17 protein-coding genes and 1 riboswitch are annotated in these 22,971 nt (G+C 71.2%); of the genes, 11 read left to right on the top strand and 6 right to left on the bottom strand.

Annotation, left to right across the window (positions count from 1 at the left end; translation table 11 throughout):
* Positions 1-8: 8 nt before the first annotated feature.
* The 5 genes from ACFXDE_RS22005 to ACFXDE_RS22025 all read right to left on the bottom strand — a co-directional run bounded on the left by ACFXDE_RS22005 (position 9) and on the right by ACFXDE_RS22025 (position 6,596).
* Entirely contained in the window at positions 9-1,319 is a 1,311-nt protein-coding gene (locus ACFXDE_RS22005) for an extracellular solute-binding protein (protein ID WP_380496542.1), read from the bottom strand.
* Positions 1,320-1,812: 493 nt separating this feature from the next.
* Positions 1,813-3,366, bottom strand: coding sequence for a glycoside hydrolase family 3 protein (locus ACFXDE_RS22010; RefSeq protein ID WP_380438534.1), 1,554 nt, complete (start codon positions 3,364-3,366; stop codon positions 1,813-1,815).
* A gap of 6 nt (positions 3,367-3,372) precedes the next feature.
* The gene (locus tag ACFXDE_RS22015; protein WP_380438532.1) at positions 3,373-4,203 is read right to left on the bottom strand and encodes a carbohydrate ABC transporter permease; all 831 of its coding nucleotides are present in this window, start codon (positions 4,201-4,203) and stop codon (positions 3,373-3,375) included.
* Positions 4,200-5,162, bottom strand: coding sequence for a carbohydrate ABC transporter permease (locus ACFXDE_RS22020; protein WP_380496572.1), 963 nt, complete (start codon positions 5,160-5,162; stop codon positions 4,200-4,202). The genes ACFXDE_RS22015 and ACFXDE_RS22020 overlap by 4 nt, the downstream gene beginning before the upstream one ends.
* 153 nt (positions 5,163-5,315) lie before the next feature.
* Positions 5,316-6,596, bottom strand: coding sequence for an extracellular solute-binding protein (locus ACFXDE_RS22025; RefSeq protein WP_380438530.1), 1,281 nt, complete (start codon positions 6,594-6,596; stop codon positions 5,316-5,318).
* A 337-nt stretch (positions 6,597-6,933) separates the two neighbouring features.
* Here ACFXDE_RS22025 and ACFXDE_RS22030 point away from each other — a divergent pair, with 337 nt between their 5' ends.
* The 4 genes from ACFXDE_RS22030 to ACFXDE_RS22045 all read left to right on the top strand — a co-directional run bounded on the left by ACFXDE_RS22030 (position 6,934) and on the right by ACFXDE_RS22045 (position 10,919).
* Positions 6,934-7,725 carry a GntR family transcriptional regulator gene (locus ACFXDE_RS22030; protein WP_380438528.1) on the top strand — a complete coding sequence of 264 codons (792 nt, stop codon included), beginning with the start codon at positions 6,934-6,936 and terminating at the stop codon, positions 7,723-7,725.
* 319 nt (positions 7,726-8,044) lie between these two features.
* Positions 8,045-8,320 carry a DUF3311 domain-containing protein gene (locus ACFXDE_RS22035; protein WP_380438526.1) on the top strand — a complete coding sequence of 92 codons (276 nt, stop codon included), beginning with the start codon at positions 8,045-8,047 and terminating at the stop codon, positions 8,318-8,320.
* The gene (gene mctP, locus ACFXDE_RS22040) at positions 8,317-9,933 is read left to right on the top strand and encodes a monocarboxylate uptake permease MctP (RefSeq protein ID WP_380438524.1); all 1,617 of its coding nucleotides are present in this window, start codon (positions 8,317-8,319) and stop codon (positions 9,931-9,933) included. Before ACFXDE_RS22035 ends, mctP begins: the two co-directional genes overlap by 4 nt.
* A gap of 158 nt (positions 9,934-10,091) precedes the next feature.
* The gene (locus ACFXDE_RS22045; protein ID WP_380496543.1) at positions 10,092-10,919 is read left to right on the top strand and encodes a histidine phosphatase family protein; all 828 of its coding nucleotides are present in this window, start codon (positions 10,092-10,094) and stop codon (positions 10,917-10,919) included.
* Positions 10,920-10,963: 44 nt separating this feature from the next.
* On the opposite strand, the gene ACFXDE_RS22050 is transcribed toward ACFXDE_RS22045, so the two are convergent.
* The gene (locus tag ACFXDE_RS22050) at positions 10,964-11,935 is read right to left on the bottom strand and encodes a helix-turn-helix domain-containing protein (RefSeq protein ID WP_380496544.1); all 972 of its coding nucleotides are present in this window, start codon (positions 11,933-11,935) and stop codon (positions 10,964-10,966) included.
* Between the two features lie 398 nt (positions 11,936-12,333).
* Here ACFXDE_RS22050 and ACFXDE_RS22055 point away from each other — a divergent pair, with 398 nt between their 5' ends.
* The 7 genes from ACFXDE_RS22055 to ACFXDE_RS22085 all read left to right on the top strand — a co-directional run bounded on the left by ACFXDE_RS22055 (position 12,334) and on the right by ACFXDE_RS22085 (position 22,827).
* Positions 12,334-12,828, top strand: coding sequence for a GNAT family N-acetyltransferase (locus ACFXDE_RS22055; protein WP_380438519.1), 495 nt, complete (start codon positions 12,334-12,336; stop codon positions 12,826-12,828).
* Between the two features lie 87 nt (positions 12,829-12,915).
* Positions 12,916-14,025 (top strand): DUF2510 domain-containing protein, encoded by a 1,110-nt coding sequence (locus ACFXDE_RS22060; RefSeq protein ID WP_380496545.1) that lies wholly within the window; start codon positions 12,916-12,918, stop codon positions 14,023-14,025.
* A gap of 321 nt (positions 14,026-14,346) precedes the next feature.
* A complete protein-coding gene (locus ACFXDE_RS22065) occupies positions 14,347-16,320 on the top strand; it encodes a glycosyltransferase family 2 protein (RefSeq protein ID WP_380496546.1) in 1,974 nt (657 codons plus the stop codon).
* Complete coding sequence (locus ACFXDE_RS22070) at positions 16,320-17,639, top strand: glycoside hydrolase family 26 protein (RefSeq protein WP_380496547.1); 1,320 nt, start codon at positions 16,320-16,322, stop codon at positions 17,637-17,639. The genes ACFXDE_RS22065 and ACFXDE_RS22070 overlap by 1 nt, the downstream gene beginning before the upstream one ends.
* A 62-nt stretch (positions 17,640-17,701) precedes the next feature.
* Positions 17,702-18,988, top strand: coding sequence for a ricin-type beta-trefoil lectin domain protein (locus ACFXDE_RS22075; protein WP_380496548.1), 1,287 nt, complete (start codon positions 17,702-17,704; stop codon positions 18,986-18,988).
* Between the two features lie 65 nt (positions 18,989-19,053).
* Positions 19,054-19,198: riboswitch (cobalamin riboswitch) on the top strand.
* 165 nt (positions 19,199-19,363) lie between these two features.
* Positions 19,364-21,808: a ribonucleoside-diphosphate reductase subunit alpha gene (locus ACFXDE_RS22080; protein ID WP_380496549.1), complete on the top strand. Its 2,445-nt coding sequence runs from the start codon at positions 19,364-19,366 to the stop codon at positions 21,806-21,808.
* A gap of 23 nt (positions 21,809-21,831) precedes the next feature.
* Positions 21,832-22,827, top strand: a complete 996-nt coding sequence (locus tag ACFXDE_RS22085; RefSeq protein ID WP_380438601.1) for a ribonucleotide-diphosphate reductase subunit beta — start codon at positions 21,832-21,834, stop codon at positions 22,825-22,827.
* Positions 22,828-22,971: the final 144 nt, after the last annotated feature.

Raw genomic sequence — 22,971 nt, forward strand, 5'->3', positions numbered from 1 at the left:
CCGACGCCTCAGGACGGGTTGTTGATCAGCTGGTCGATCGCCGCGTCGGCGTCCTTGGTGGCCTGGTCCACCGACTTGCCCTTGAGGATCGCGGTCAGCATGTCCGGGATGATCTTCTGCTTCTCGACCGCGCCCCAGCCGGGGGCCAGCGGGGTGAACCAGGCGTCCGGCACCGCGTTGGCCGCGGCGGCGGTGTTGGGCCGGCTCTTGAGCGGGTTCAGCTGGGTGAGGTTGTTCGGCAGGATGTCCTTGTCGGCGAGCGCCTGCTGCGACTTGGTACCGGTGAACATCCGGATCCAGTCGGCGGCCAGCGCGACCTGCGGGGACTTCGCGGTCACGGCGAGGTCCGAGCCGCCGATGAAGGTGGGCAGCGGCTTGCCGTCCGGGCCGGGCATGGTGGCCACCTTGACGGCGTCCTTGAGGGTCGGGTCGCCGGTGCCCGGCGCGATGACGCTGGCCGCCTCGTAGCCGTTGCCGTAGAACGCCGCGGTGCGCCCGCGGGCCATCGACTCGTACTGGTTCTGCTCGTTGGCCGAGAGGTCGCCCTTGTTGTACTTGCGGACCAGGTCGGCGAAGTGGGCGATGCCCTGCTGGGACTTGGCGTCGTGCAGCGTGCCGTGCCAGTTGCCCGAGCTGTCGAACTTGGCGATGCTGCCGCCGGCCGCGGCCACGTAGCTCATCGCCGCGTACCAGTACGGGCCCGGCAGGTAGAGCGGGGAGTAGTTCCGGTCCGCCTTGTTCTTGTCGGCGATCCTGTCGAGCGCGGCCGTCAGGTCGGTCTCGGTCTTCGGGAAGTCGGCGCTGCCGGTGGCCTGCTGGAAGGCGGTCGCGTTGTAGATGGCGACCCGGGCGCCGGCGTAGTAGGGCACGCACCAGAGCTTGTCCTGGTAGGTGCAGGTGTTGGCGAGCGCCTTGATCCAGCTGTCGGAGTTGTCGAAGCTGGTCCGGTCGACCGGGGACAGCGCGCCGGACAGCACGTACTTCATCGTCTCGGTGTTGCCGAGCTCGACCACGTCGGGTGCGGTGCCGTCGGCGATCGCCTTGTCGAGCTTGCCGACCTTGTCCGCCCAGCCCTGGTAGGCGAGCCGCAGGGTGACCTTCGGGTACTTCGCCGCGAAGTCGTCGTTGACCCGCTGCACCAGGTCGGGCCAGTTCTTCTGGGCGTCGTCCATCAGCCAGACGGTGACGGTGCCGGTCGCGTTCTTCGGGTCGGCGGCGGAGCTGCCGGCGTCCCCCGCCGGTCCGCCGGCCGAGGAACAGGCCGTCAGACCGACCGCCAGGGCCGTGATCCCGAACGTCGACACGAGCTGACGCTTCATTACGCCATCCTCCGAGGGTGCTAGAGCCGTTGGTGCCCGCCGGCAGCGTGATGGCGCCCGCAGCGGAGGGTCCGGGCAGGGGCGTAGAGCTTCGGGGAGGGCCGATACCACGTCCGGCGAGGTCGAATCTCGAACCGGATGGAGTGGACTCTGGCCTAGACCAATGGTGGTTTCAACGGCCAAATGCCTTTCCCGCCACGGCCGTTGCAGAGCTGTTGTACCGCGAAGCATTCCCGTGGCGATCAGTCGCGCCCTCGTCACCCTAAGTAGAACTTAAGCTGGATTTAAGGCTCTCTTGAGGGAACACGGTCATGTGCGCGCCGTCGCCGGTCGGCGCCGGGAAGCCACAGCGCCGGGAGAACGCGGCGCCGGGAAGACACGGCGCTGGGAAGACACGGCGCCGAGAAACGGAGCGGGCCCGCCATGCGGCATGCGCATGACGGGCCCGTCGGCCGACGTCCCCCGGCCCGGCCGGTGACGTCCCCGCGAAGGTTCAGCCGATCGCTCCCGGCTGGCCGGTGAGCACCTCGACGGCGGCCAGCCCGCAGACCCGGGCGGCGCCGTGGGTGGCGATGTGCAGCGCGCCGACCGGCTCGGACTGGGGCAGGCCCATCTCGACCACGGCGGCGTCCGGACGGGCCGCCACGAGGCGGCCGAGCACGGCCGACATCCAGGCGTGCCGGTGCGCGTCGCGCACCACCAGCACCATGCGGCGGCCCTCCGCGCCGGCCACCAGCTCGGCGACCAGCGCGTCCAGCAGCTCCGGAGCGGCCTCGGCCGCCGACACCTCGCGGGTGCGGGTGCCGGGGAAGCGGTCCGCCAGCATGCCGGCCACGCCCCACGGGGTGACGTCGCCGACGGCGATGTTCGGCTCGTCCGAGAACGAGGCGACGAACGGGCGCTCGGTCACCGGCCGTGCCTCGCGGCCCGGCGCCCGCACCACCCGCAGCGCCCGGCGGGCGGCCCGCAGGCCCACCGCCAGGTCCGGCTCCGGCCGCTCGCCCTGGGCCGAGATCCGGCCCCAGCTGCCGAGCGCCCGCACCCGGGCGGCCGCGTCCGCGAGCCGCTCCTCGGCGAGGCGCCCGGCCCGCACGCCCGCCACGATGGCGTCGCGCAGCATCAGCACGGTCTCCTCGTCGGCGAGGCCGCCGCCGACGCAGATCGCGTCCGCGCCGGCCGCCAGGGCCAGCACCGTGCCCTCGCCCATGCCGAAGGTGTCGGCGATGGCGCCCATCTCGATCGCGTCGCTGACGATCAGGCCCTGGTAGCCGAGGCCGCCGTCGGCCGGGGCCGCGCGGAGCAGGTCGCGCAGGACGGTCGGGCTGAGCGTGGCCGGCAGCTTCGGGTCCAGCGCCGGGATCATGATGTGGGCCGTCATGACGGCCTTCGTGCCGGCCGCGATGGCCGCCTGGAACGGGATCAGGTCGCGGGCCCGCAGCACGTCCAGGTCGACGTCGATGACCGGCAGGCCGTGGTGCGAGTCGACGGCGGTGTCGCCGTGGCCGGGGAAGTGCTTGGAGCAGGCGGCCACGCCGGCCGACTGCAGGCCCTCCACCCAGGCGGCGGTGTGCCGGGCGCACAGCTCCGGGTCGGCGCCGAAGGAGCGCACGCCGATGACCGGGTTGCGCGGGTTGGAGTTGACGTCCGCGGTGGGCGCCCAGTTGTAGTTGACGCCGGCCGCGGCCAGCGCCCGGCCGAGCTCCCGGGCGACGTCCCGGGTCAGTGCCGGGTCGTCGATCGCGCCGAGGGCGAGGTTGCCGGGCCAGGACGAGCCGGAGCCCGCCTCCAGCCGGGTGACGTCCCCGCTCTCCTCGTCGATGGCGATCAGGAGGTCGGGGTTCTCCGCCCGCAGCGCCCGGGTGAGGGCGGACAGCTGGTCGAGGTCGACCACGTTGCGGTCGAACAGGGCGACCGAGCCGAGCCCGGCGGCGAGGTGGCGGCGCAGCCACTCCGGCGGCTCGGTGCCGACGAAGCCGGGCTGCAGGACGGTCAGCGCGTCGCGGTGCAGCTGGTCGCTGTCGGCGACGGTGGGGACGAGGATGCTCACGGTTTCTCAGCCCTTCACTGCGCCGTCGGTCAGACCGCTGACCGCCTTGCGCTGCAGGAAGACGAACAGGATGAGGATGGGCAGCGCGAAGAGGGTGGACGCGGCCATCGTGGCGCCCCAGTCGGTGCCGGAGTTGGTCTGGAACGAGGAGAGCCACAGCGGCAGGGTCTGCGCCTGGACCTGCTTGCTCAGGATGTTGACCAGCGGGAACTCGTTCCAGGCGGTGATGAAGCCGAACAGCGAGGTCGACATCAGGCCGGGGGCGAGCAGCGGGAAGATCACCTTCACGAAGGCCTGGGTGCGGGTGCAGCCGTCCACCATGGCCGACTCCTCCAGCTCCTTCGGCACGGCGGCGATGAAGCCGCGCAGCGTCCAGATCGTGAAGGGCAGGACCATCATCATGTAGAAGGCGGTCAGCGGCACCAGGTTGTTGAGCAGGTCGCTGTCGCGGACGATCAGGTAGGCCGCGATGATCATGACCTCCCAGGGCGCCATCTGCGCGGCCATGACGACCAGCACGAAGCCCTTGCGGCCGCGGAACCTCATCCGCGCGATCGCGAACGCGGCCAGGGTGGCGATCAGCAGCGAGCCGACCACGGCGCCGGCCGTGACGATCAGGCTGTTGGTGACGTACGTCCAGAAGTGGTCGACGTGCACCGCGCGGTCGAAGTGGGCCAGCGTCCCGTCGAGCGGGAGGAAGACCGGGTCCCGGCTGACGATGTCCTTGTCCTGCTTGAAGGACGTCGAGAACATCCAGTAGACGGGGAAAAGGAAGAAGACCAACAGGACCGACGCGACGGCGTTCGGCCAGGTGCGTCCGATGAGCGAGCGCCTCACAGCTCGTCCTCCTGCTTCAGGATGATGCGGAAGTAGTAGGCCATCAGCAGGCTCAGCATCAGGATGGTCAGGACCGCGATCGCGGATCCGACGCCGAAGCGCTGGGCGCCGAAGCCCTCCAGGAAGGCGTGGACCGGCAGGGTCCGGGTGAGTCCGTCCGGGCCGCCCTTGTTGATCAGGTAGACCTGGGTGAAGGACTTGAAGACCCAGATGACCTCGAGGAAGGTCGTGGCCAGGAAGAACGGCTTCAGGATCGGGAAGATCACCGAGCCGAAGACCTTGAAGGAGCCGGCGCCGTCCATCCGGGCGGCCTCGTAGAGCTCCTTGGGGATCGTGGTCAGGCCCGCGTAGGTGTTGAAGGCCACGAACGGGATCGACTGCCAGACGATCAGCAGGATGACCACGAAGAAGGTCGAGTACTCGCCGCTGGTCCAGCTGAAGTCGGCCATCGAGTGCCAGCCGAGCTTGTCCAGGAACCAGTTGACGACGCCGTAGTGCTGGTCGAACAGCCAGGTGTAGACGGTGGTCGCGGCGACGATCGGCATCGCCCAGGCCAGCAGCAGCGCGACGGACAGCGCGAGGCGCATCCGCTTGCCGAGCCGGTCGAGCAGCAGGCCGATCAGCGAGCCGAACACCATGATGAGGACGACGTTGACCGCGGTGAAGACCACCGTGCGCAGCGTGATCGTCCAGAACTCGGAACTGCCGAGCTGCTCGGTGTAGTTGGCGAAGCCGTTCCACTCGGTCAGGTGCTGGATGAACTGCCGCTTGTTGAGGTTCTGGAACGACACCACCGCGATCTTGAGCAGTGGCCATCCCAGCAGGAAGACGGTCGCCGCGATGGCCGGCAGCAGCAGGAGGTACGGCGCGCTCCGGGCACCCAGGCTCGGCCCGCCCGCCGGTCTGCGGCCCTTCTTCGGGGTGCGCTCGGCACCGGAAGTGGCGATCTCGTCTGTCATTGCCACCGCGGTCTTCCCTGGTTCCGGGGACTGTGTCTGCACCCGCTGCGAATGCACAGCCATCGTTCTCTCTTCCTGACAACCCGTCACGACGGACAGGCGCCGCCCACCGGCCCCCCGCCGGGAGCCGGTGAGCGACGCCGCTCGACTGCCTTACTGCTTCTGGTTGAGACGCTTGGCGATCTCGTCGTCGGCCTTCTTGGCGGCGGCGGCGTAGTCGCCGGTGAGCGCCGCGGTCAGGAAGTCCTTGATCGGGTTCGGCTCGTTCTCGACGTTGCTCCAGGTCGGCACGTTCGGGGTGGTCGCACCGTTGGCCGAGGCCGGCAGGGCGGCCTTGGCGAAGTCGCCGACGACCTGGCTGTTGAGCGAGGTCTTGTTCGGGATGAGGCCGGCGCCGGCCATCAGGCCCTCGTTCTTGTCGCTCATGGCGATCTTGAGGAAGCCCTTGGCGAGCTCGGGGTTCTTGGTCTGCTGGGCGATGGCCAGGTTCGAGCCGCCGAGGAAGACGCTGGAGGGCTTGTCCGCGGTCTTGCCGGGCAGCGGGAAGTAGCCGATCTTGTCGGCGGCCAGCTCCTCGGGCTTCGGGATCTCCCAGCCGAGGCCGATGATGGTGCCGATGTTGCCCTTGGCGAAGACGTCCTTCTGCTGCGGGGTGGCCTCGTCCTTGTCCTTCGGAGCGGTGGCCGAGTAGCTCTGCAGCTTCTTGTAGGTCTCGAAGGCCTTCTGCGCCTCGGGGGACGACAGGCCGCCGGCCCACTTGTCGCCGTCCTTCTTGGCGAACTTGCCGCCCTCGCTGGTCAGCAGGCCGAAGTAGGCGTACCACTCCTGGCCGGGCATGTAGAGCGGGTCGGTGACGCCCTGGACGGTCTTGACCTTGTCCAGGTCGGCGTAGAACTCGTCGAGGGTCTTCGGCGCGGTGGTGATGCCGGCCTTGCCCCAGATGTCCTTGTTGTAGGTCACCACGCGGTTGGTGAAGTACCACGGGGCGGCGTACTGCTTGCCGTCCAGGATCGAGGACTCGTTCAGGTTGGCGGCCCAGTCGGCGCCGCCGACGTTGGCCTTGTCCTTGGTGATGTCCAGCAGACCGCCGGTGGCCGCGTAGCCCGCCGTCTGGGTGTTGCCGATCTCCAGGACGTCGACCGAGCCCTCGGAGAGCGCGGCGGTGACCTTCTGGCCGATGCCGTTCCACTTCTGGGTCTGGATGTCGAGCTTGGCGCCCGGGTAGGCGGCGGTGAAGTCGGCCTTGACGCTGTCCTCCCAGCCCTTCGGGGCGGAGCCGTCCATCAGCCACACGGTGAGGGTCTTGCCGTCGAAGTTCTTGGCCGCCGAGGACGAACCGCTCTTGCTGTCGTCACTCTTGCCGTCCGAGCCGCAGGCCGCGAGACCCACGACCATTGCCGCGACGCCGACCGCCGCGATGAGCTGACGCTTCACGCCATCCTCCTGAGGGATGCCTGGATTGCCCCCGTCGGGTGGCAGCGGCTTACCCACGCATAGCGGGAGGAAAGGTGCCGCGGACCCCTTCGAACGGGTGGGGGGATTCGTAGTCACCGGTCTAGTGGTGTAGACCAGATGCCTGGAGCTTGGCCTAGACCAATGGGCCTGTCAACGGCTGTTCGACCGATCAGGACCACCCGTTATCAAGCCGACACCGCACATCGTTCATCGCGTGATGAGGTATTCGTTCCGTAGCCATACATGCAACGATGTGACCCGTTAACGATGTGGCGGGGCCGGTGAAGGCCCCGCGAGAAGCGGGAGAACAGGTCCGATGAGCAGCGACGGGGGAACCAGCGCCCAGGTCAACGACCCCGAGGTGAAGAACCTCGCCGCGCAGGCCGGCACCGACCCGACCGCGCGCGTGCCCAAGTACTACGGCCTCAAGCGCCACCTGCTCCAGCTCACCGAGACCCAGCCCGCGGGCACCCCGGTCCCGCCGGAGCGCGCCCTCGCCGCCCAGTTCGACACCTCCCGCACGACCGTCCGCCAGGCCCTCCAGGAGCTGGTCGTCGAGGGCCGGCTGGAGCGCATCCAGGGCAAGGGCACCTTCGTCGCCAAGCCCAAGGTCGCCCAGGCCCTCCAGCTCACCTCCTACACCGAGGACATGCGGGCCCAGGGCCTGGAGCCCACCTCGCGGCTGATCGAGATCGGCTACATCACCGCCGACGACCGGCTCGCCCCGCTGCTGGACATCAAGCCCGGCGGGCGCGTGCTGCGCATCGAGCGCCTGCGGCTGGCCAACGGCGACCCGATGGCCATCGAGGTCGCCCACCTGTCCGCCAAGCGCTTCCCGGCCCTGCGGCGCAACCTCGCCAAGCACAACTCCCTGTACGCGGCCCTGCGCGAGGTGTACGGCGTCACCGTCGCCGAGGCCGAGGAGACCATCGAGACCACCCTCGCCAACCCGCGCGAGGCCGGCCTGCTCGGCTCGGACCTCGGCCTGCCGATGCTCCAGCTCTCCCGGCACTCCTTCGACGGCGACGGGAACCCGGTCGAGTGGGTGCGCTCGATCTACCGCGGCGACCGCTACAAGTTCATCACCCGCCTGAAGCGCCCCGAATAGACCGCTCCCCCCGCTCCCGAATTCCGGGCACCGGCGCACACGCCGGTGCCCGTTTCGTCTTTACCGACGCCCATCCGCGAACGCGCGCCGGGCGGGGGCGCCCGCACGGCGTCCGGATAGCGGGAAGTTCTGTCATTCCCAGTGACATGGATCACTCCATGGTCTAGATTGCGCAGCCGTACTGACAGCCGATCACCGATGGTGCTGCTCGGCGGGTCCCGGGGGTGCCACGGCGTCCCGGGGGCTGCGGCGCCGACGGGGTGGACCCTGCGGAGCGGAGCCGAAGATGCCGTCTGATCCCGATGTCACCGAACATGTCATGCCCGAGCCACCGGGAGCACCGCTCCCGGTGGTGACGCCCGAGCGGGTGCTGGCCGGGCTCGCCCTGCTCGTGCCGATCGTGGCGATGCTCTGGGTGTCCTCCTACGACAAGACCGGCCCGGCGGTGGGCGGGATGCCGTTCTTCTACTGGTACCAGCTGCTCTGGGTGCCGGTGTCGGCCGTGTTCACCGTCGCCGCGTACCTGCTGATCAACCGCGACGAGAAGGCCCGCGCAACCGCCCGCCGGGCCGCGAAGGCGGGTGGCGCGCGATGAAGGACGTCAACGTCCCGGCCCTGACCGTGTTCGTGCTGTTCTTCCTCCTGGTCACCGTGATGGGCTTCCTGGCCTCGCGCTGGCGCCGGGCGGACAACGCGCAGCACCTGGAGGAGTGGGGCCTCGGCGGCCGCAGCTTCGGCACCTGGGTCACCTGGTTCCTGCTCGGCGGCGACCTCTACACGGCTTACACCTTCGTGGCCGTCCCCGCGGCGGTGTACGCCACCGGCGCGGCGGGCTTCTTCGCGGTGCCGTACACGATCGTCGCCTACCCGCTGGTGTTCCTCTTCCTGCCGCGGCTGTGGTCGGTCTCCCGGGTGCACGGGTACGTCACCCCGGCCGACTTCGTGCGCGGGCGGTACGGCTCGCGGCCGCTGTCGCTGGTCGTCGCGCTGACCGGGATCCTCGCCACCATGCCGTACATCGCGCTCCAACTGGTCGGCATCCAGGCCGTGCTGGACGTGCTGGGCGTCGGCGGCGGCGCGAACGCGAACTGGTTCGTCAAGGACCTGCCGCTGTTCATCGCCTTCGGCGTGCTCGCGGCCTACACCTACTCCTCCGGGCTGCGGGCGCCGGCCCTGATCGCGTTCGTCAAGGACGCACTGGTCTACATCGTGATCATCGTCGCGGTGATCTACATCCCGATCCGGCTCGGCGGGTACGGCCACATCTTCGAGGCGGCGCACCAGAAGTTCAGCGCGCCGAAGGCGGCCGGGTCGCTGACCGTCCCCGGCGACAAGCAGTGGACGTACGCGACGCTCGCGCTCGGCTCGGCGATGGCGCTGTTCATGTACCCGCACTCGGTGACCGGCGTGCTGGCCTCCAAGTCCCGCAACACGGTGCGCCGGAACATGGCGATCATGCCGGCGTACTCGCTGATGCTGGGCCTGCTCGCGCTGCTCGGCTTCATGGCGATCGCGGCCAACGTCAGCAAGGGCGACAAGAAGTTCAACGCCCAGCTGTCGGTGCCGCAGCTGTTCGCGGACATGTTCCCGGACTGGTTCACCGGCGTCGCCTTCGCGGCGATCGGCATCGGCGCGCTGGTGCCGGCCGCGATCATGTCGATCGCGGCGGCGAACCTCTTCACCCGCAACGTCTACAAGGAGTGGCTGAAGCCCTCCGCCACCGCGGCCGACGAGACCCGGGTGGCGAAGCTGGTCTCGCTGCTGGTCAAGGTCGGCGCGCTGGTCTTCGTGCTCGGCATGGACAAGCAGGCCGCGATCAACCTCCAGCTGCTGGGCGGCCTGTGGATCCTGCAGACCTTCGTCGCGATCGTCGGCGGTCTGTTCACCCGCTGGTTCCACCACTGGGCGCTGTTCGCCGGGTGGGCGGCCGGCATGGCCTACGGCACCTGGGAGGCGTACGGGATCGCCAGCCCGGCCACCAAGCACTTCGGCGGCAACGCGGCCGAGATCCCCGGGATCGGGCAGTACGGCTACATCGGCCTGACCGCCTTCGTGCTCAACCTGGTCGTCGCCGTGGCCCTCACCCTGGTGCTGCGGGCCGTCCGGGCGCCCTACGGCCCGGACGAGACGAGGCCGGCCGACTACAGCGCCGAGACCGGCGGCGACGACGAGCCGGAGAACGCGCCGGAGCCCGTAGCGGCGCACTGATTCGCCGCGTGCGCGCCCTGTGATCGCGCCGTCTTCTCCGTGAACACTGGGAGAAGGCGGCGCGATCATATGTATGAGCGGGCGCGCACGCCGGGCACCACCAGACCGGACCGGACACCACCGGCCGGCACCTGATCGACCACGGGGAGCTCGCGGCAATGGCAGAACTCGGCACCACCCTCAACGGTCAACACCAGTCCACCCGTCCGTCCGTCGCCACACACGGCCAAGCCACGAACGGCCAGGCTTCGAACGGCCAGCCCGCGAACGGCCAGCCGCCCGCGGTGCGGCTGCCGTCCGTGCTGATCGCGACCCGGCACGGCGAGTCCACCGCCAACGTCGAGTTCCAGCTGGCCGAGGCGGCCGGCGCGCTCAGCGTGCCGATCAGCTGCCGGGACGCCGACATCCCGCTGTCGCTGCACGGGCAGCAGCAGGCGCAGGCGCTCGGCCGCTGGTGGGCCGCGCTGCCCAGCGCCGACCGCCCGCGCAGCGTCTGGTGCTCGCCGTACGTGCGCACCGCCGAGACCGCCCGGATCGCGCTCGCCCAGGCCGCCGGACTCGGCGCCGTCCCGGTCACGCTCGCGGTGCGCCACGACGAGCGGCTGCGCGACCGCGAGCTCGGCGTCCTGGAGATGCTGCCGAAGGCCGCCATCGAGGCCAAGTACCCGGAGGAGGCGGCCCGGCGGCGCAAGATGGGCGAGCTGTACTACCGCCCGCCCGGGGGCGAGTCCTGGGCGGACGTCGCGCTGCGGGTGCGCAGCCTGCTGCGGGACATGTGCGAGGAGGAGGCCGGTCGGCCGGTCCTGCTGGTGGCGCACGACTGCACCGTGCTGATGCTGCGGTACGCGCTGGACCGGCTCACCGAGGAGCGGCTGATGACGCTCGGGCCGGTGCACAACTGTTCCACCAGCCTGTGGCGGGCCTGGGACGGGCGGCTGCGGCCGTCGCACTGGAACGAGACCGGGCACCTGACCGTGACGGACTGACGGTGCCGGACCGACGGCGACGGCGACGATGAGGGCCCGGCGCGTCACTCCGGCCGGACCCCGGCGACGGCCGGCCCGGCGAAGCAGCGCCGGTAGGCCAGCGGCGTGGTCCCGAGCCGGCGCCCGAAGTGGTGGCGCAGGGCCGCCGCGTTGCCGAAGCCGCAGCGGGCGGCGATCGCGTCCACCGATTCGGTGGTGGACTCCAGCAGCCGCTGGGCGAGCAGCACCCGCTGCCCGGTGAGCCAGCGGTGCGGGGTGGTCCCGGTCTCCTGCTGGAAGCGGCGGGCGAAGGTGCGCGGCGACATGTGGACCCGGGCAGCCAGTTGCTCGACGGTGGACTCCCGGTCCAGGTGGTGGCGCATCCAGTCGAGCAGCGGGGCCAGGGAGTCGCCGTCGCCCTCGGGCAGCGGGCGGTTCACGAACTGCGCCTGCCCGCCCTCCCGGTGCGGGGCCACCACCATCCGGCGGGCGATCGCCCGGGCCACCTCGGCGCCCTGCAGCCTGCGCACCAGGTGCAGGCAGGCGTCGATGCCGGCGGCCGTCCCGGCCGAGGTGATCACCGGGTCGTCGTCGACGTAGAGGACGTCCGGCTCGACCCGGGTCTTCGGGAAGCGCTCGGCGAGCTCCTCGGTGTGCCGCCAGTGGGTGGTGGCGCAGCGGTCGTCCAGCAGTCCGGCCGCGCCGAGCACGAAGGCACCGCTGCAGATGGAGAGCACCCGGCCACCGCCGGCGACCGTCGCCCGCAGCGCCTCCAGCAGCGGTTCCGGGTAGCGCGGGCGGATCGCGGAGGCGGTGACGATCACCAGGTCGGCGCCGGCCAGCCGCTCCGGGCCGTGCGGGACGTCCATCGAGAAGCCGGCGTGGGTGCGGTGCGGGCCCGGACGGGCGCCGGCCAGCGCGAAGTCGTACCCGGGCAGGCTGTCGGCGGTGCGGTCCAGGCCGAACACCTCGCAGGCGACGCCGAGCTCGAAGGGGTGGATGTCCTCCAGCACGACCGCGACCACGTTCCTGAGCATGCGGATCAGCATGCCCGGCGGACCTCGGCCGACGGAAGAGCCGCGTGGCAGGAATTCGAGGCAAACGGTCGTTCCTGCCACTCGTGGGCACCCGCACGGTCCGGCCAGGGTGGAGCCATGGACTCCGAAACGATCGCGAGCGCAATCGCCCTGGCCGGCGCCGTCGGCGGGTTCGGCCTGCTCGGCACCCTGATCGGCCGCGAGGTCTCCCGCGCCGCCGCCGCCGGCCGCGACAACTGGCACCGCGCCGGCGGCTACCCGGCCGGCCCGGAACGCCTCGACCGCCTGTACGGCACCATGCCCGCCGCTTCGCTGCGCCCGTCGGCGGACCCGGCCGTCCTTGCGGTCCGCGCGACCCCCGGGATCAGGACCGCGCACGGCTCCGGCACACTTTCCACATGGACATCGTCATCCGCCCGGCCCGCGAGGAGGACCTCGCCGACGCCGGCCGCATCACCGTCGAGGCGTTCGTCGGCGACGGCCACACCGCGCCCGACAGCAGCTACGTCGAGCTCCTGCGCGACGCCGGCCGCCGCGCCCGGGAGGCCGAGCTGCTCGTCGCGGTCGACGTGGCCGGCGGAGGGGTCCTCGGCTGCGTGACCTTCGCGGTCGGCGGCACCGAGTGGGCCGACATCGCCGTCCCGGGCGAGGGCGAGATCCGGATGCTCGCCACCGCGGCGGCCGCCCGCGGGCGGGGTGTCGGCGAGGCCCTGGTGCGCGCCGCCCTGGCCCGCACCCGCGAACTCGGACTGGCCGGGATGGCGTTCTCCACCCAGCCGCGGATGACGGCCGCCCACCGCATATACGAGCGGGTCGGGTTCCGGCGCGCACCCGAGCGCGACTGGGCGCCCTTCCCCGGCATGGACCTGATGGTGTACGCGATGGCCTTCTGACGGCGTTCCGGCAGCGTGCGCGGCCGGTGACCGAAGGCCGGTGACTTGAAATGACCATCCGATAGGGACACTGCTAGGATCCGCCGCATGACGACGGGGAGTGCGCCTAGCGGCTGGTATGACGACCCTTCCGGCCAGCCCAACACGCTGCGCTGGTGGGACGGTTCCACCTGGACCGACAAGATTCAGGCCAAGCCCGGAGGCGCCCCGGGCGCCCCCGCGGACGCGGCGGCCCCGACGGCCGTCTCACCGGCGCCGGGCCCGGCCGCAGCGCCGCCCACCCCGACCATGCCGTCCCTGCCGACCCAGACCGCCACGTCGGGCCCGCAGTCCGGCCCGGCCGCCCGGCCCGCGCCGGCCCCGCAGCCCGTCCAGCCGCAGGTCCAGCAGCCCGCGCCGCAGCCGAACCCGCTGTCCGGTCCCGCCGCGTCCGCGCCGCAGCCGATCCCGACCTCGGTGGTCTTCGAGACCGTCGACCCGAAGCGCGGCAAGAACCGGATCCTGCTGGCCGTCGGCGCCGTGGTGCTGTCCCTGGCGATGGCCGGCGCCGGCTACGTCGTCGGGCACAAGACCGGCGGCTCCCCGAAGGCCTCGGCGAGCACCGCGCCCGCGACCGCCGGCGACCCCAAGAGCCCGAACGGCTTCATGGGCACCGCGCTGACCGGCGGCCAGCCGCTCGCGGGTGGGCGTCAGGTGACCGGCCAGGACGGCAAGATGAACTTCATGGTGCCGCAGGACTGGCAGGTCCAGAACGACGCCAAGACCCCGACCGACGTCCGGTACGCGGTCAACCCGTACGCCTGCGTCGGCCACGGCAACGGCGCCTGCACGCGCGGCATCGTCGTCCAGAACCTCCGGGTGTTCAACGGCGGCTGGTCCGACCCCAAGTCCCTCGTGCTCGGCATGGGCCAGCTGCTCTACAACACCCGCTACGGCTCGGACGCGCCCAGCCCGCCGGAGCCGGTGAAGCAGTCGGCCGTCAAGATCCAGGGCCTGGACGGCTACCTCGCCCTGTGGCACGTGCCGATGTCCAGCGGCTCCTCGACCCCGGACAGCTACTGCGGCGTCCTGGAGGTCACCCCGGCGGCCGGCGCGACCACCGTCCCGGTGCTGCAGATCTGCCTGGACCAGGCGGCGGAGGCCCCGCCGCTGACGGTCATGGACCAGATCGCGAACTCCGTCAAGATCACGCCCTGACCGGTGAAACTCCCCGCAGGCCCCGCCCCTCCCGGCGGGGCCTGCGGCGTTTCGCGCCGCGGCGACCGCCGGACCCCGGCTGTGGCCGGCCCACCGCTGCCCGTATGCTGACCGCTTGAACGACAATCCGACCCCAGGTATAACGTGTCGGTCCCGCCGAACCGTTCAGCAACGGGCGGGTGACCACGGCCCACGGGCGTCGACAAGGCAGGAAACCAACGGCTCCGGTGCGACGGGGCGTTGTATGGGGGAATACCGGTGGACTCCACCAACGAACATGCGGCGAACCGGACCGGCCGGGGACGAGGACGCCACGGACGCGTGCTTCCCCGGGCCCGCCACGAACGCCGGCTCGTGCGCCGCGACGTGCGCAACAGCGCCGCCCAGCGCGCCTACATAGCCGGCGCCGACGCGACCGGCCCGCTGTCCCCGGGCGAGGACGGCGCCGCCGTGCGCTACCGCTCGGTGTCCTCCCGCGGCGTCAAGTTCGTGATGACCGTCCTGGTCACGGTCAACGCGCTGGCCGGCCTCGCCTTCGTCGGCTGGCTGCTGCTGCCCGAGCACATCCCCGGCTCCGGCGTGGGCTGGTCCCCGGACTGGCGGATCAACCTCGCGCGCATCTGCTTCTGCGCCGTCATCACCGTCGAGGTGATCCGGCTCGTCCAGAACCTCGCCGTCTGGGTCTTCGCCTTCCGCGCCAAGGACCCCCTGCCGGTCACCCCGCCGCCCGGCCTCAAGGTCGCCGTGCTCACCACGATCGTGCCCTCCAAGGAGCCGATCGAGATCGTCGAGCGCACCCTCGAAGCGATGCTGCGCATCGAGTACGACGGCCAGGTCGACGTCTGGATCCTCGACGAGGGCGACGACGACCGGGTCAAGGAGATGGCCGCCCGCCTCGGCGTGCACCACTTCAGCCGCAAGGGCCGCCCCGAGTACAACCAGGCCGAGGGCGAGTTCCGGGCCAAGACCAAGTCCGGCAACCACAACTCCTGGCGCGCCGAGCACGAGCACGGCTACGACGTCGTGGCCCAGATGGACCCCGACCACGTCCCGCTGCCCTGCTTCCTGGAGCGCACCCTCGGCTACTTCCGCGACCCCGACACCGCGTTCGTCGTCGCCCCGCAGGTCTACGGGAACATGTACGACAACTGGGTCGCCCACGGCGCCTCCGTGCAGCAGTACCTGTTCTCCGGCCTGGTCGAGCGCGGCGGCAACGGCATGGACGCGCCGCTGCTGATCGGCACCAACCACCTGTACCGGCCCACCGCGTGGCAGCAGATCGGCGGCTACCAGGACTCGATCATCGAGGACCACCTGACCAGCATGCGGATCCAGGCCACCGTCAACCCGGCCACCGACCGCCGCTGGAAGGGCGTCTACACCCCCGACGTCCTCGCCGTCGGCGAGGGGCCGACCTCCTGGACCGACTACTTCAACCAGCAGAAGCGCTGGGCCTACGGCATCTGGGAGATCCTGCTCAAGAGCCGCCTGCGCTCGGGCCTCAAGCTGCGGCTGCGCCAGCGCGTGCTCTACGGGCTCGTCCAGTTCTACTACCCGAGCGTCGCGGTCAACACCGTCCTCGGCAGCCTCGCCACCTCCGTCTACCTGGCCCTCGGCGTCACCTCCATCCACCTCAACAGCGCCCACTGGATGGCCCTGTGGGGTGCCAGCATGGGCAGCTGGTTCGTGCTGTGGCTGTGGCTGCGCCGGTTCAACCTGGCCGCGCACGAGCGGCGCGAGATCGGCACGGCCGGCATGGGCCTGGCCCTGTTCGCCGGCCCGGTGTACGTCGCCGCGGCGCTCGCCGCGCTGCTGCGCCGGCCGCTCGCGTACGCCGTCACCGCCAAGGGCGACCTGCGCAGCGCCGAGTCGCTCTCGACGTTCCGGCTGCACCTGCTGTGGGCGGCGGTCGCGGGCGGGCTGCTCGGGGCGAGCTTCACGCTCCACCACGACATCTGGATCCTGCGGTTCTGGGCGGTCGTCAGCCTGTTCACCGGGGTCGCGCCGCCGGTGATCTCCTTCGTCAGCGGCCGCCGCGACGCCCGCGCCCAGCGCGCCGCCGAGGCCAAGGCCGCCGACGCGGCCGAAGCCGCCGAGGCCGTCGAGGTCCCGGAAGCCATCGCCGTCCCCGCGGCCCCCGCAGCGCCCGAAAGCGAGGAGTCGCCCGCCGCCCGGCCGGTGCCGACGCAGCGCCGCCGGCCCGCGCGCGCCGAAGAGGCCGACGCCGCCGAGGAGTTCGAGGAGCTGCTGGAGCCCGCGCGGGCCGGCGGCCGCCGTGAGCAGGAGGGCCGCTGATGCTGCGGATCACCGTCCCCCGGATCGCCGCCCTGGTCGCCCTGGCCCTGATGGTCGGCTACACCTTCGTGCTCGCGCCCCGGCTGTCGCGGGGCCACGACCAGGACCCGTACGGCTTCGCCGGCGCCGCCCCGACCGCGATGCCGACCTGGCTCACCAGCGCCCTGGCCGCGCCCCCGACCGCCACCCCCGCGACGGCCTCCCCCGGCGCGAGCGCCGTCCCGGCCCCGACGCCCGCCCCGGCGCCGCAGTTCCCGCCGGCCGGCGAGGCGTTCACCGGCATCATGACCAAGACCGGCCCGTACGACCTCTCCCCGCTCGACGAGTTCACCTCCGCCGTCAAGCACCAGCCGAACGTCCTGGAGTTCTCGGTCGGCTGGTGGGACCGCAAGTTCGACCGCCGGGTCTTCGACACCGTCGCCCAGCGCGGCATCATGCCGATGGTCGCCTGGGAGCCGTGGGACTACCGCAAGGAGGCCAAGGAGGACAAGCTCCGCGGCGAACAGCCGGAGTACGCCCTCTCCAACATCATCGACGGCAGGTTCGACGACTACATCAAGACCTGGGCCGAGGGCGTCAAGGGCCTCGGCTACCCCGTCGCGCTGCGCTTCGCCCACGAGATGAACGGCTACTGGTACCCGTGGGCCGAGCAGTCCAACGGGAACAAGAAGGGCCAGTACGTCGAGGCCTGGAAGCACGTCCACGACATCTTCAAGCAGGTCGGCGCGACCAAGGTCACCTGGGTGTGGAGCCCCAACGTCGACTACGAGAACGCCACCAGCCTCAACACGCTCTACCCCGGCGACGACTACGTCGACTGGATCGGCCTGTCCGGCTACTACGGCACCACCGGCGTCGAGAAGTACAAGTCCTTCGACCAGATCTTCCAGCCGACGATCAAGGAGCTCCGGGGCTTCACCCAGAAGCCCGTCGTGATCACCGAGACCGGCGCCACCGACACCTCGGGGCTCAAGGCGCAGTGGATCGGCGAGATGTTCGCGCAGCTCCCCCAGCACCCCGACATCATCGGCGTGATCTGGTACGAGGCCCGCAAGGAGGTCGACTGGCGGGTCGCCGCGTCCGACGCGGCCGCGCAGGCGTACGCCGCCGGGGTCTCCGCGCCCCGCTACAACACGCCGTGGACCGTGCACTCGGTGCCGGCCCTGACCGCGGCGCCGCCGCCACCGCCGCCCGCGCCCTCGCCCGACCCCTCCCCGTCGCCCTCGGCCTCCCCGTCGGCCGGCAAACCGAGCCCGCCGGCCCGGAAGCCGACCAGCACGGCCACCCGGCCGCGGTCGAGCTCCACCCCCGCAGGGTGAGCGCGCCCCAGGTCCGGCCGACGGACCGCACGACCACGCAGCAGCAGGGAGGCGAGCACCCCATGACCAACCCCGCCATACCCGGCGCCGGACCGGCCGGCCGGCGCCCGTGGTGGGCGCTCGCACCGGCCGCCGTCCTCGCGCTGGTCCTGTGCGCCCTGCTGCTCCCCCGGGACCAGAAGGATCCCGCCGGACCGGTCAAGGCCGCCCCCGTGGTCACCCCGCTGCCCGCCGCGACCGCCGGCGAGCTGTGCTCCACCGCGCAGAACCGTTACCCCTCGCAGACCGTGGACTCCGGCCGCTACCTGATCAACCCCAACGAGTGGAACGCCACCGGGGGCCTGTGCATCAGCAGCACCGACGGCGCCACCGGCTTCAAGGTCACCCGCAGCGGCGTCGGCCCGGCCAGCCTGACCGACCCGCTGCGCGGCCCCGGCGCGTACCCGCACATCAGCACCCAGTTCCAGCCGGGCACCGGGCCGCTGCCGATCCCCGTCAACAACCTGCGCTACGCGACCAGCAGCTGGCACACCACCCAGGTCGACTCGGGCGTCTACAACGCCTCGTACGACATCTGGTACAGCAACAGCCGCACCAGCTGCTCGTTCACCGAGAGCGCCGAGCTGATGATCTGGCTGCGCGGCAACGGCAAGACCCCCTTCGGCGACGAGGCCGGCGAGCTCAAGGCCGGCGGCACCTCCTACCGCGTGTTCCAGGCGCCGAAGACGGGCAGCCACACCCTGATCACCTACGAGATGGCCACCAGCACGGCCTCCGTCACCGACCTGGACCTGCGGGCCTTCACCCGCGACGCCGTCCAGCGCGGCTACGTCCCGGCCGGCTCCTACCTGTGCGCCGTCCAGGCCGGCTTCGAGATCTGGGACGGCGGCGCCGGGCTCGGCAGCGACTCGTTCTCCTTCCAGGCCGCCGCCGGGCAGCCCAGCGGCGCCATCACCTCGGCCCTGCCGGGCCTGTGCCTGGACAGCCGGGTCGGCGGCGACCCGGCGGCGGTCGGCGCGGGCACCTGCGACGGCTCCCCGGCCCAGACCTGGACGATGGCGGACGACGGCTCGATCGGCCAGTCCGGCCGCTGCGTCGAGGACCCCGCGATCGGCTTCCCCGTCCTCACCGCATGCACCGCGCGGCCCGACCAGCGCTGGCGGGTGACCCCGACGGGACAGCTCGCGAACCAGGACTCGGGGCGCTGCATCGACAACCCGGCGAACCCGGCGGCCCCCTCGGGGACCTCTCCGGGCGCTTCTCCGGGAACGGCCGCGGGCGGCGCGACGCAGGTGCGGATGCGCCCGTGCGACACCCGCACGAGCCAGGAATGGCACCCCCCGGCCTGAGCAGTTTATCGCACGCGGGCTCGAACAACTGTGCCGCGCGACACTACATGTGGGGCTGCATCGGATTCCCGGCACTAGATGTATGCTCATCCCTGCTGTCGACGCAGGGGAACCCGGTGCGAGTCCGGGACTGCCCCGCAGCGGTGTGCGGGCGGCTCAACAGAGCCTCTCCCGCGAGTCCGAGTACCTGCCGACGGCGTGCAGAGGCCCTCCCGCAGAGGCCGGCAGCACACGCAGTACGTTCCGAGCCTCGCGGGCGGGCCGGGGATGACACCGTCGTGCGACGCACCCTTGCGTGCCCGCGCGCGTGCGCCCCTGCCCCGAACGGCCCGGTACTCCGATCACCGCCGCCGATCGCCGCCAGGAGAGAGCGCCTTGACCATCGCTGCCTCAGCCACCCTGCCCACCCAGGGCACCGGCTCCGCCCCCGCCGACCCGACGGTCTCCGACCCCGGCGGCGCGCTCCTGCGACTCCTCACCGACCGCAGCGCCGATCTCCCCCAGGTGGACCCCGGCCACGTCGCCGCCGCCGCGCTGCGCGGGCGCCACGCCGGCTCGGACTTCGCCGAGCTGCGCGGGCTGGCCGTGGACGCCGCCGCGTCGATGATCGCCGAGGACCCCCAGTACTCGAAGCTGGCCGCCCGCCTGCTCGCCCTGGAGATCGTCGACGAGGCCGTCGGCCAGGGCGCCGTCTCCTTCGCCGCCTCCGTCGCCGTCGGCCACGCCGAGGGCCTCATCGGCGACAGCACCGCCGCGTTCGTCGCCAAGCACGCCACCGCCCTCGACGCGCTGATCGACCCCCAGGGCGACGACCGCTTCGAGTACTTCGGCCTGCGCACCGTGCAGTCCCGCTACCTGCTGCGCCACCCGATCACCCGCAAGGTCGTCGAGACCCCGCAGCACTTCCTGCTCCGCGTCGCCTGCGGCCTGGCGGTCGGCGACAGCGAGCAGTCGGTGCGCGAGGTCGCCGAGCTGTACGGCCTGATGAGCCGTCTGGAGTACCTGACCTCCTCGCCGACGCTCTTCAACTCCGGCACCCGCCACCCGCAGATGTCGAGCTGCTACCTGCTCGACTCGCCGCTGGACAACCTCGACTCGATCTACAACCGCTACGCGCAGATCGCCCGGCTGTCCAAGCACGCCGGCGGCATCGGCCTGTCCTACTCGCGCATCCGCTCGCGCGGCAGCCTGATCCGCGGCACCAACGGCAAGTCCAACGGCATCGTCCCGTTCCTGCGCACCCTCGACTCCTCGGTCGCCGCGGTCAACCAGGGCGGCCGCCGCAAGGGCGCGGCCTGCGTCTACCTGGAGACCTGGCACGCCGACATCGAGGAGTTCCTGGAGCTGCGCGACAACACCGGTGAGGAGGCGCGCCGCACCCACAACCTGAACCTGGCGCACTGGATCCCGGACGAGTTCATGCGCCGCGTGAACGCCAACGCCGACTGGTCGCTGTTCTCCCCCGCCGACGTGCCCGAGCTCGTCGACCTGTGGGGCGAGGAGTTCGACGAGGCCTACCGCAAGGCCGAGCAGGCCGGCAAGGCCGTGCGCACCATCCCCGCGCAGACCCTCTACGCCCGCATGATGCGCACCCTCGCGCAGACCGGCAACGGCTGGATGACCTTCAAGGACGCCTCCAACCGCGCCGCCAACCAGACCGCGCTGCCGGGCCGCACGGTGCACTCCTCCAACCTGTGCACCGAGATCCTGGAGGTCACGGACGACTCCGAGACCGCCGTGTGCAACCTCGGCTCGGTCAACCTCGGCGCCCACGTGGCCGACGGGGCCTGCGTCGAGGACCTGGCCGACGCCATGGACTGGGAGCGCCTGGACGCCACCGTCCGCACGGCCGTGACCTTCCTCGACCGCGTGGTGGACATCAACTTCTACCCGACGGTCGAGGCCGGCGCCTCCAACTCCCGCTGGCGGCCGGTCGGCCTCGGCGTGATGGGCCTGCAGGACGTCTTCTTCAAGCTGCGGATCGACTTCGACTCGGCCGAGGCCGCGCAGCTGTCCACGCTCATCGCCGAGCGCATCATGCTCACCGCCTACGAGCGCTCCGCCGACCTGGCCGAGCAGCTGGGCCGCCACGAGGCGTACGGCGAGACCCGCGCCGCCCGCGGCGAGCTGCACATCGATCACTTCCCGTCGGCCGCCCCGCAGTGGGCCGACCGCTGGGAGGCGCTGCGCGCCCGCATCGCCGTCACCGGCCTGCGCAACTCGCTGCTGCTGGCCATCGCGCCGACCGCGACGATCGCCTCGATCGCCGGCGTGTACGAGTGCATCGAGCCGCAGGTGTCCAACCTGTTCAAGCGCGAGACGCTCTCCGGCGAGTTCCTCCAGGTCAACCCGTACCTGGTGCGCGAGCTCAAGGAGCTCGGCGTCTGGGACCAGCAGACCCGGGACGCGCTGCGCGACTCCAACGGCTCGGTCCAGGACTTCAACTGGCTGCCGGCCGAGGTCCGTTCGCTCTACCGGACGGCCTGGGAGCTGCCGCAGCGCGCGCTGATCGACCTGGCCGCGGCCCGCATGCCGTACATCGACCAGAGCCAGTCGCTCAACCTGTTCATGGCCGCGCCGACCATCGGCAAGCTCAGCTCGATGTACGCGTACGCGTGGAAGGTCGGTCTGAAGACCACCTACTACCTGCGCTCGCGCCCGGCGACCCGCATTGCCCAGGCCGCGCCGGGTGCCGCCCGCGCCGCCGCGCCGGTGCCCGCCAACACGATCCCGGTGGGCACGCCGACCCTCACCCCGGAGCAGGAAGCCGCCCTCGCCTGCTCCCTGGAGAACCCCGAGTCCTGCGAGGCCTGCCAGTGAGCACCACCGAGAACGACCGCAAGATGCTGCTCGACCCCGGCTTCGAACTGACGCTGCGCCCGATGCGCTACCCGTCGTTCTACGACCGGTACCGGGACGCGATCAAGAACACCTGGACCGTCGAGGAGGTGGACCTGCACTCCGACGTCGCCGACCTGGCGAAGCTCAGCGAGGGCGAGCGCCACCTGATCGGCCGGCTGGTCGCGTTCTTCGCGACGGGCGACTCGATCGTCGCGAACAACGTGGTGCTGAGCCTCTACAAGCACATCAACTCCCCGGAGGCGCGCCTGTACCTGTCGCGCCAGCTGTTCGAGGAGGCCGTGCACGTCCAGTTCTACCTGACGCTGCTCGACACCTACCTGCCCGACCCCGAGGACCGCAACGCGGCCTTCGCCGCGGTGGAGAACATCCCCTCCATCCACCAGAAGGCCCAGTTCTGCTTCAAGTACATGAACGCGGTCGACCACATCGACTCGCTGCAGACCAAGGAGGACCGCCGCGCGTTCCTCCTGAACCTGATCTGCTTCGCGGCCTGCGTCGAGGGCCTGTTCTTCTACGGCGCCTTCGCGTACGTGTACTGGTTCCGCTCGCGCGGCCTGCTGCACGGCCTCGCGACCGGCACCAACTGGGTGTTCCGCGACGAGTCCATGCACATGGACTTCGCGATGTCGGTGGTGGACACCGTCCGCGAGGAGGAGCCCGACCTCTTCGACGACGAGATGGCCAAGCAGGTCACGGAGATGCTGGAGGAGGCCGTCGAGGCCGAGCTCCAGTTCGCCCAGGACCTGTGCGGTGACGGTCTCGTCGGGATGAACACGGACTCGATGCGCCAGTACCTGGAGGCCGTCGCCGACCAGCGCCTGGCCCGCCTCGGCATGCCGATCCGCTACGGCTCGACGAACCCGTTCGGCTTCATGGAGCTGCAGAACGTCCAGGAGCTGACCAACTTCTTCGAGCGCCGGGTGAGTGCGTACCAGGTCGCCGTCGAGGGTTCGGTCTCCTTCGACGACGAGTTCTAGGCCTTCGGATACGACAGTGGTGCCCCGCACGGCCAAGTCCGTGGGGGGGCCCCCCGGTTTTCCCCCACCCGCCCCCCGAGGGCCCCCCGGCGGAGTGTCACCCCCCGCAACCAAACACACATCGGCATCGATCGTATTAAAAAC

The sequence above is a fragment of the Kitasatospora sp. NPDC059408 genome (assembly GCF_042751525.1).
In the GTDB taxonomy this organism is placed as follows: Bacteria; Actinomycetota; Actinomycetes; order Streptomycetales; family Streptomycetaceae; genus Kitasatospora.

What these genes read in the sequence shown, in the direction of transcription:
- ACFXDE_RS22005 (WP_380496542.1), bottom strand. Translation starts at nt 1,319, where the DNA reads ATGAAGCGTCAGCTCGTGTCGACGTTCGGGATCACGGCCCTGGCGGTC.
- ACFXDE_RS22020 (WP_380496572.1), bottom strand. Translation starts at nt 5,162, where the DNA reads ATGACAGACGAGATCGCCACTTCCGGTGCCGAGCGCACCCCGAAGAAG.
- ACFXDE_RS22030 (WP_380438528.1), top strand. Translation starts at nt 6,934, where the DNA reads ATGAGCAGCGACGGGGGAACCAGCGCCCAGGTCAACGACCCCGAGGTG.
- ACFXDE_RS22035 (WP_380438526.1), top strand. Translation starts at nt 8,045, where the DNA reads ATGCCCGAGCCACCGGGAGCACCGCTCCCGGTGGTGACGCCCGAGCGG.
- mctP (WP_380438524.1), top strand. Translation starts at nt 8,317, where the DNA reads ATGAAGGACGTCAACGTCCCGGCCCTGACCGTGTTCGTGCTGTTCTTC.
- ACFXDE_RS22045 (WP_380496543.1), top strand. Translation starts at nt 10,092, where the DNA reads ATGGCAGAACTCGGCACCACCCTCAACGGTCAACACCAGTCCACCCGT.
- ACFXDE_RS22050 (WP_380496544.1), bottom strand. Translation starts at nt 11,935, where the DNA reads ATGCTCAGGAACGTGGTCGCGGTCGTGCTGGAGGACATCCACCCCTTC.
- ACFXDE_RS22055 (WP_380438519.1), top strand. Translation starts at nt 12,334, where the DNA reads ATGGACATCGTCATCCGCCCGGCCCGCGAGGAGGACCTCGCCGACGCC.
- ACFXDE_RS22060 (WP_380496545.1), top strand. Translation starts at nt 12,916, where the DNA reads ATGACGACGGGGAGTGCGCCTAGCGGCTGGTATGACGACCCTTCCGGC.
- ACFXDE_RS22070 (WP_380496547.1), top strand. Translation starts at nt 16,320, where the DNA reads ATGCTGCGGATCACCGTCCCCCGGATCGCCGCCCTGGTCGCCCTGGCC.
- ACFXDE_RS22075 (WP_380496548.1), top strand. Translation starts at nt 17,702, where the DNA reads ATGACCAACCCCGCCATACCCGGCGCCGGACCGGCCGGCCGGCGCCCG.
- ACFXDE_RS22085 (WP_380438601.1), top strand. Translation starts at nt 21,832, where the DNA reads ATGCTGCTCGACCCCGGCTTCGAACTGACGCTGCGCCCGATGCGCTAC.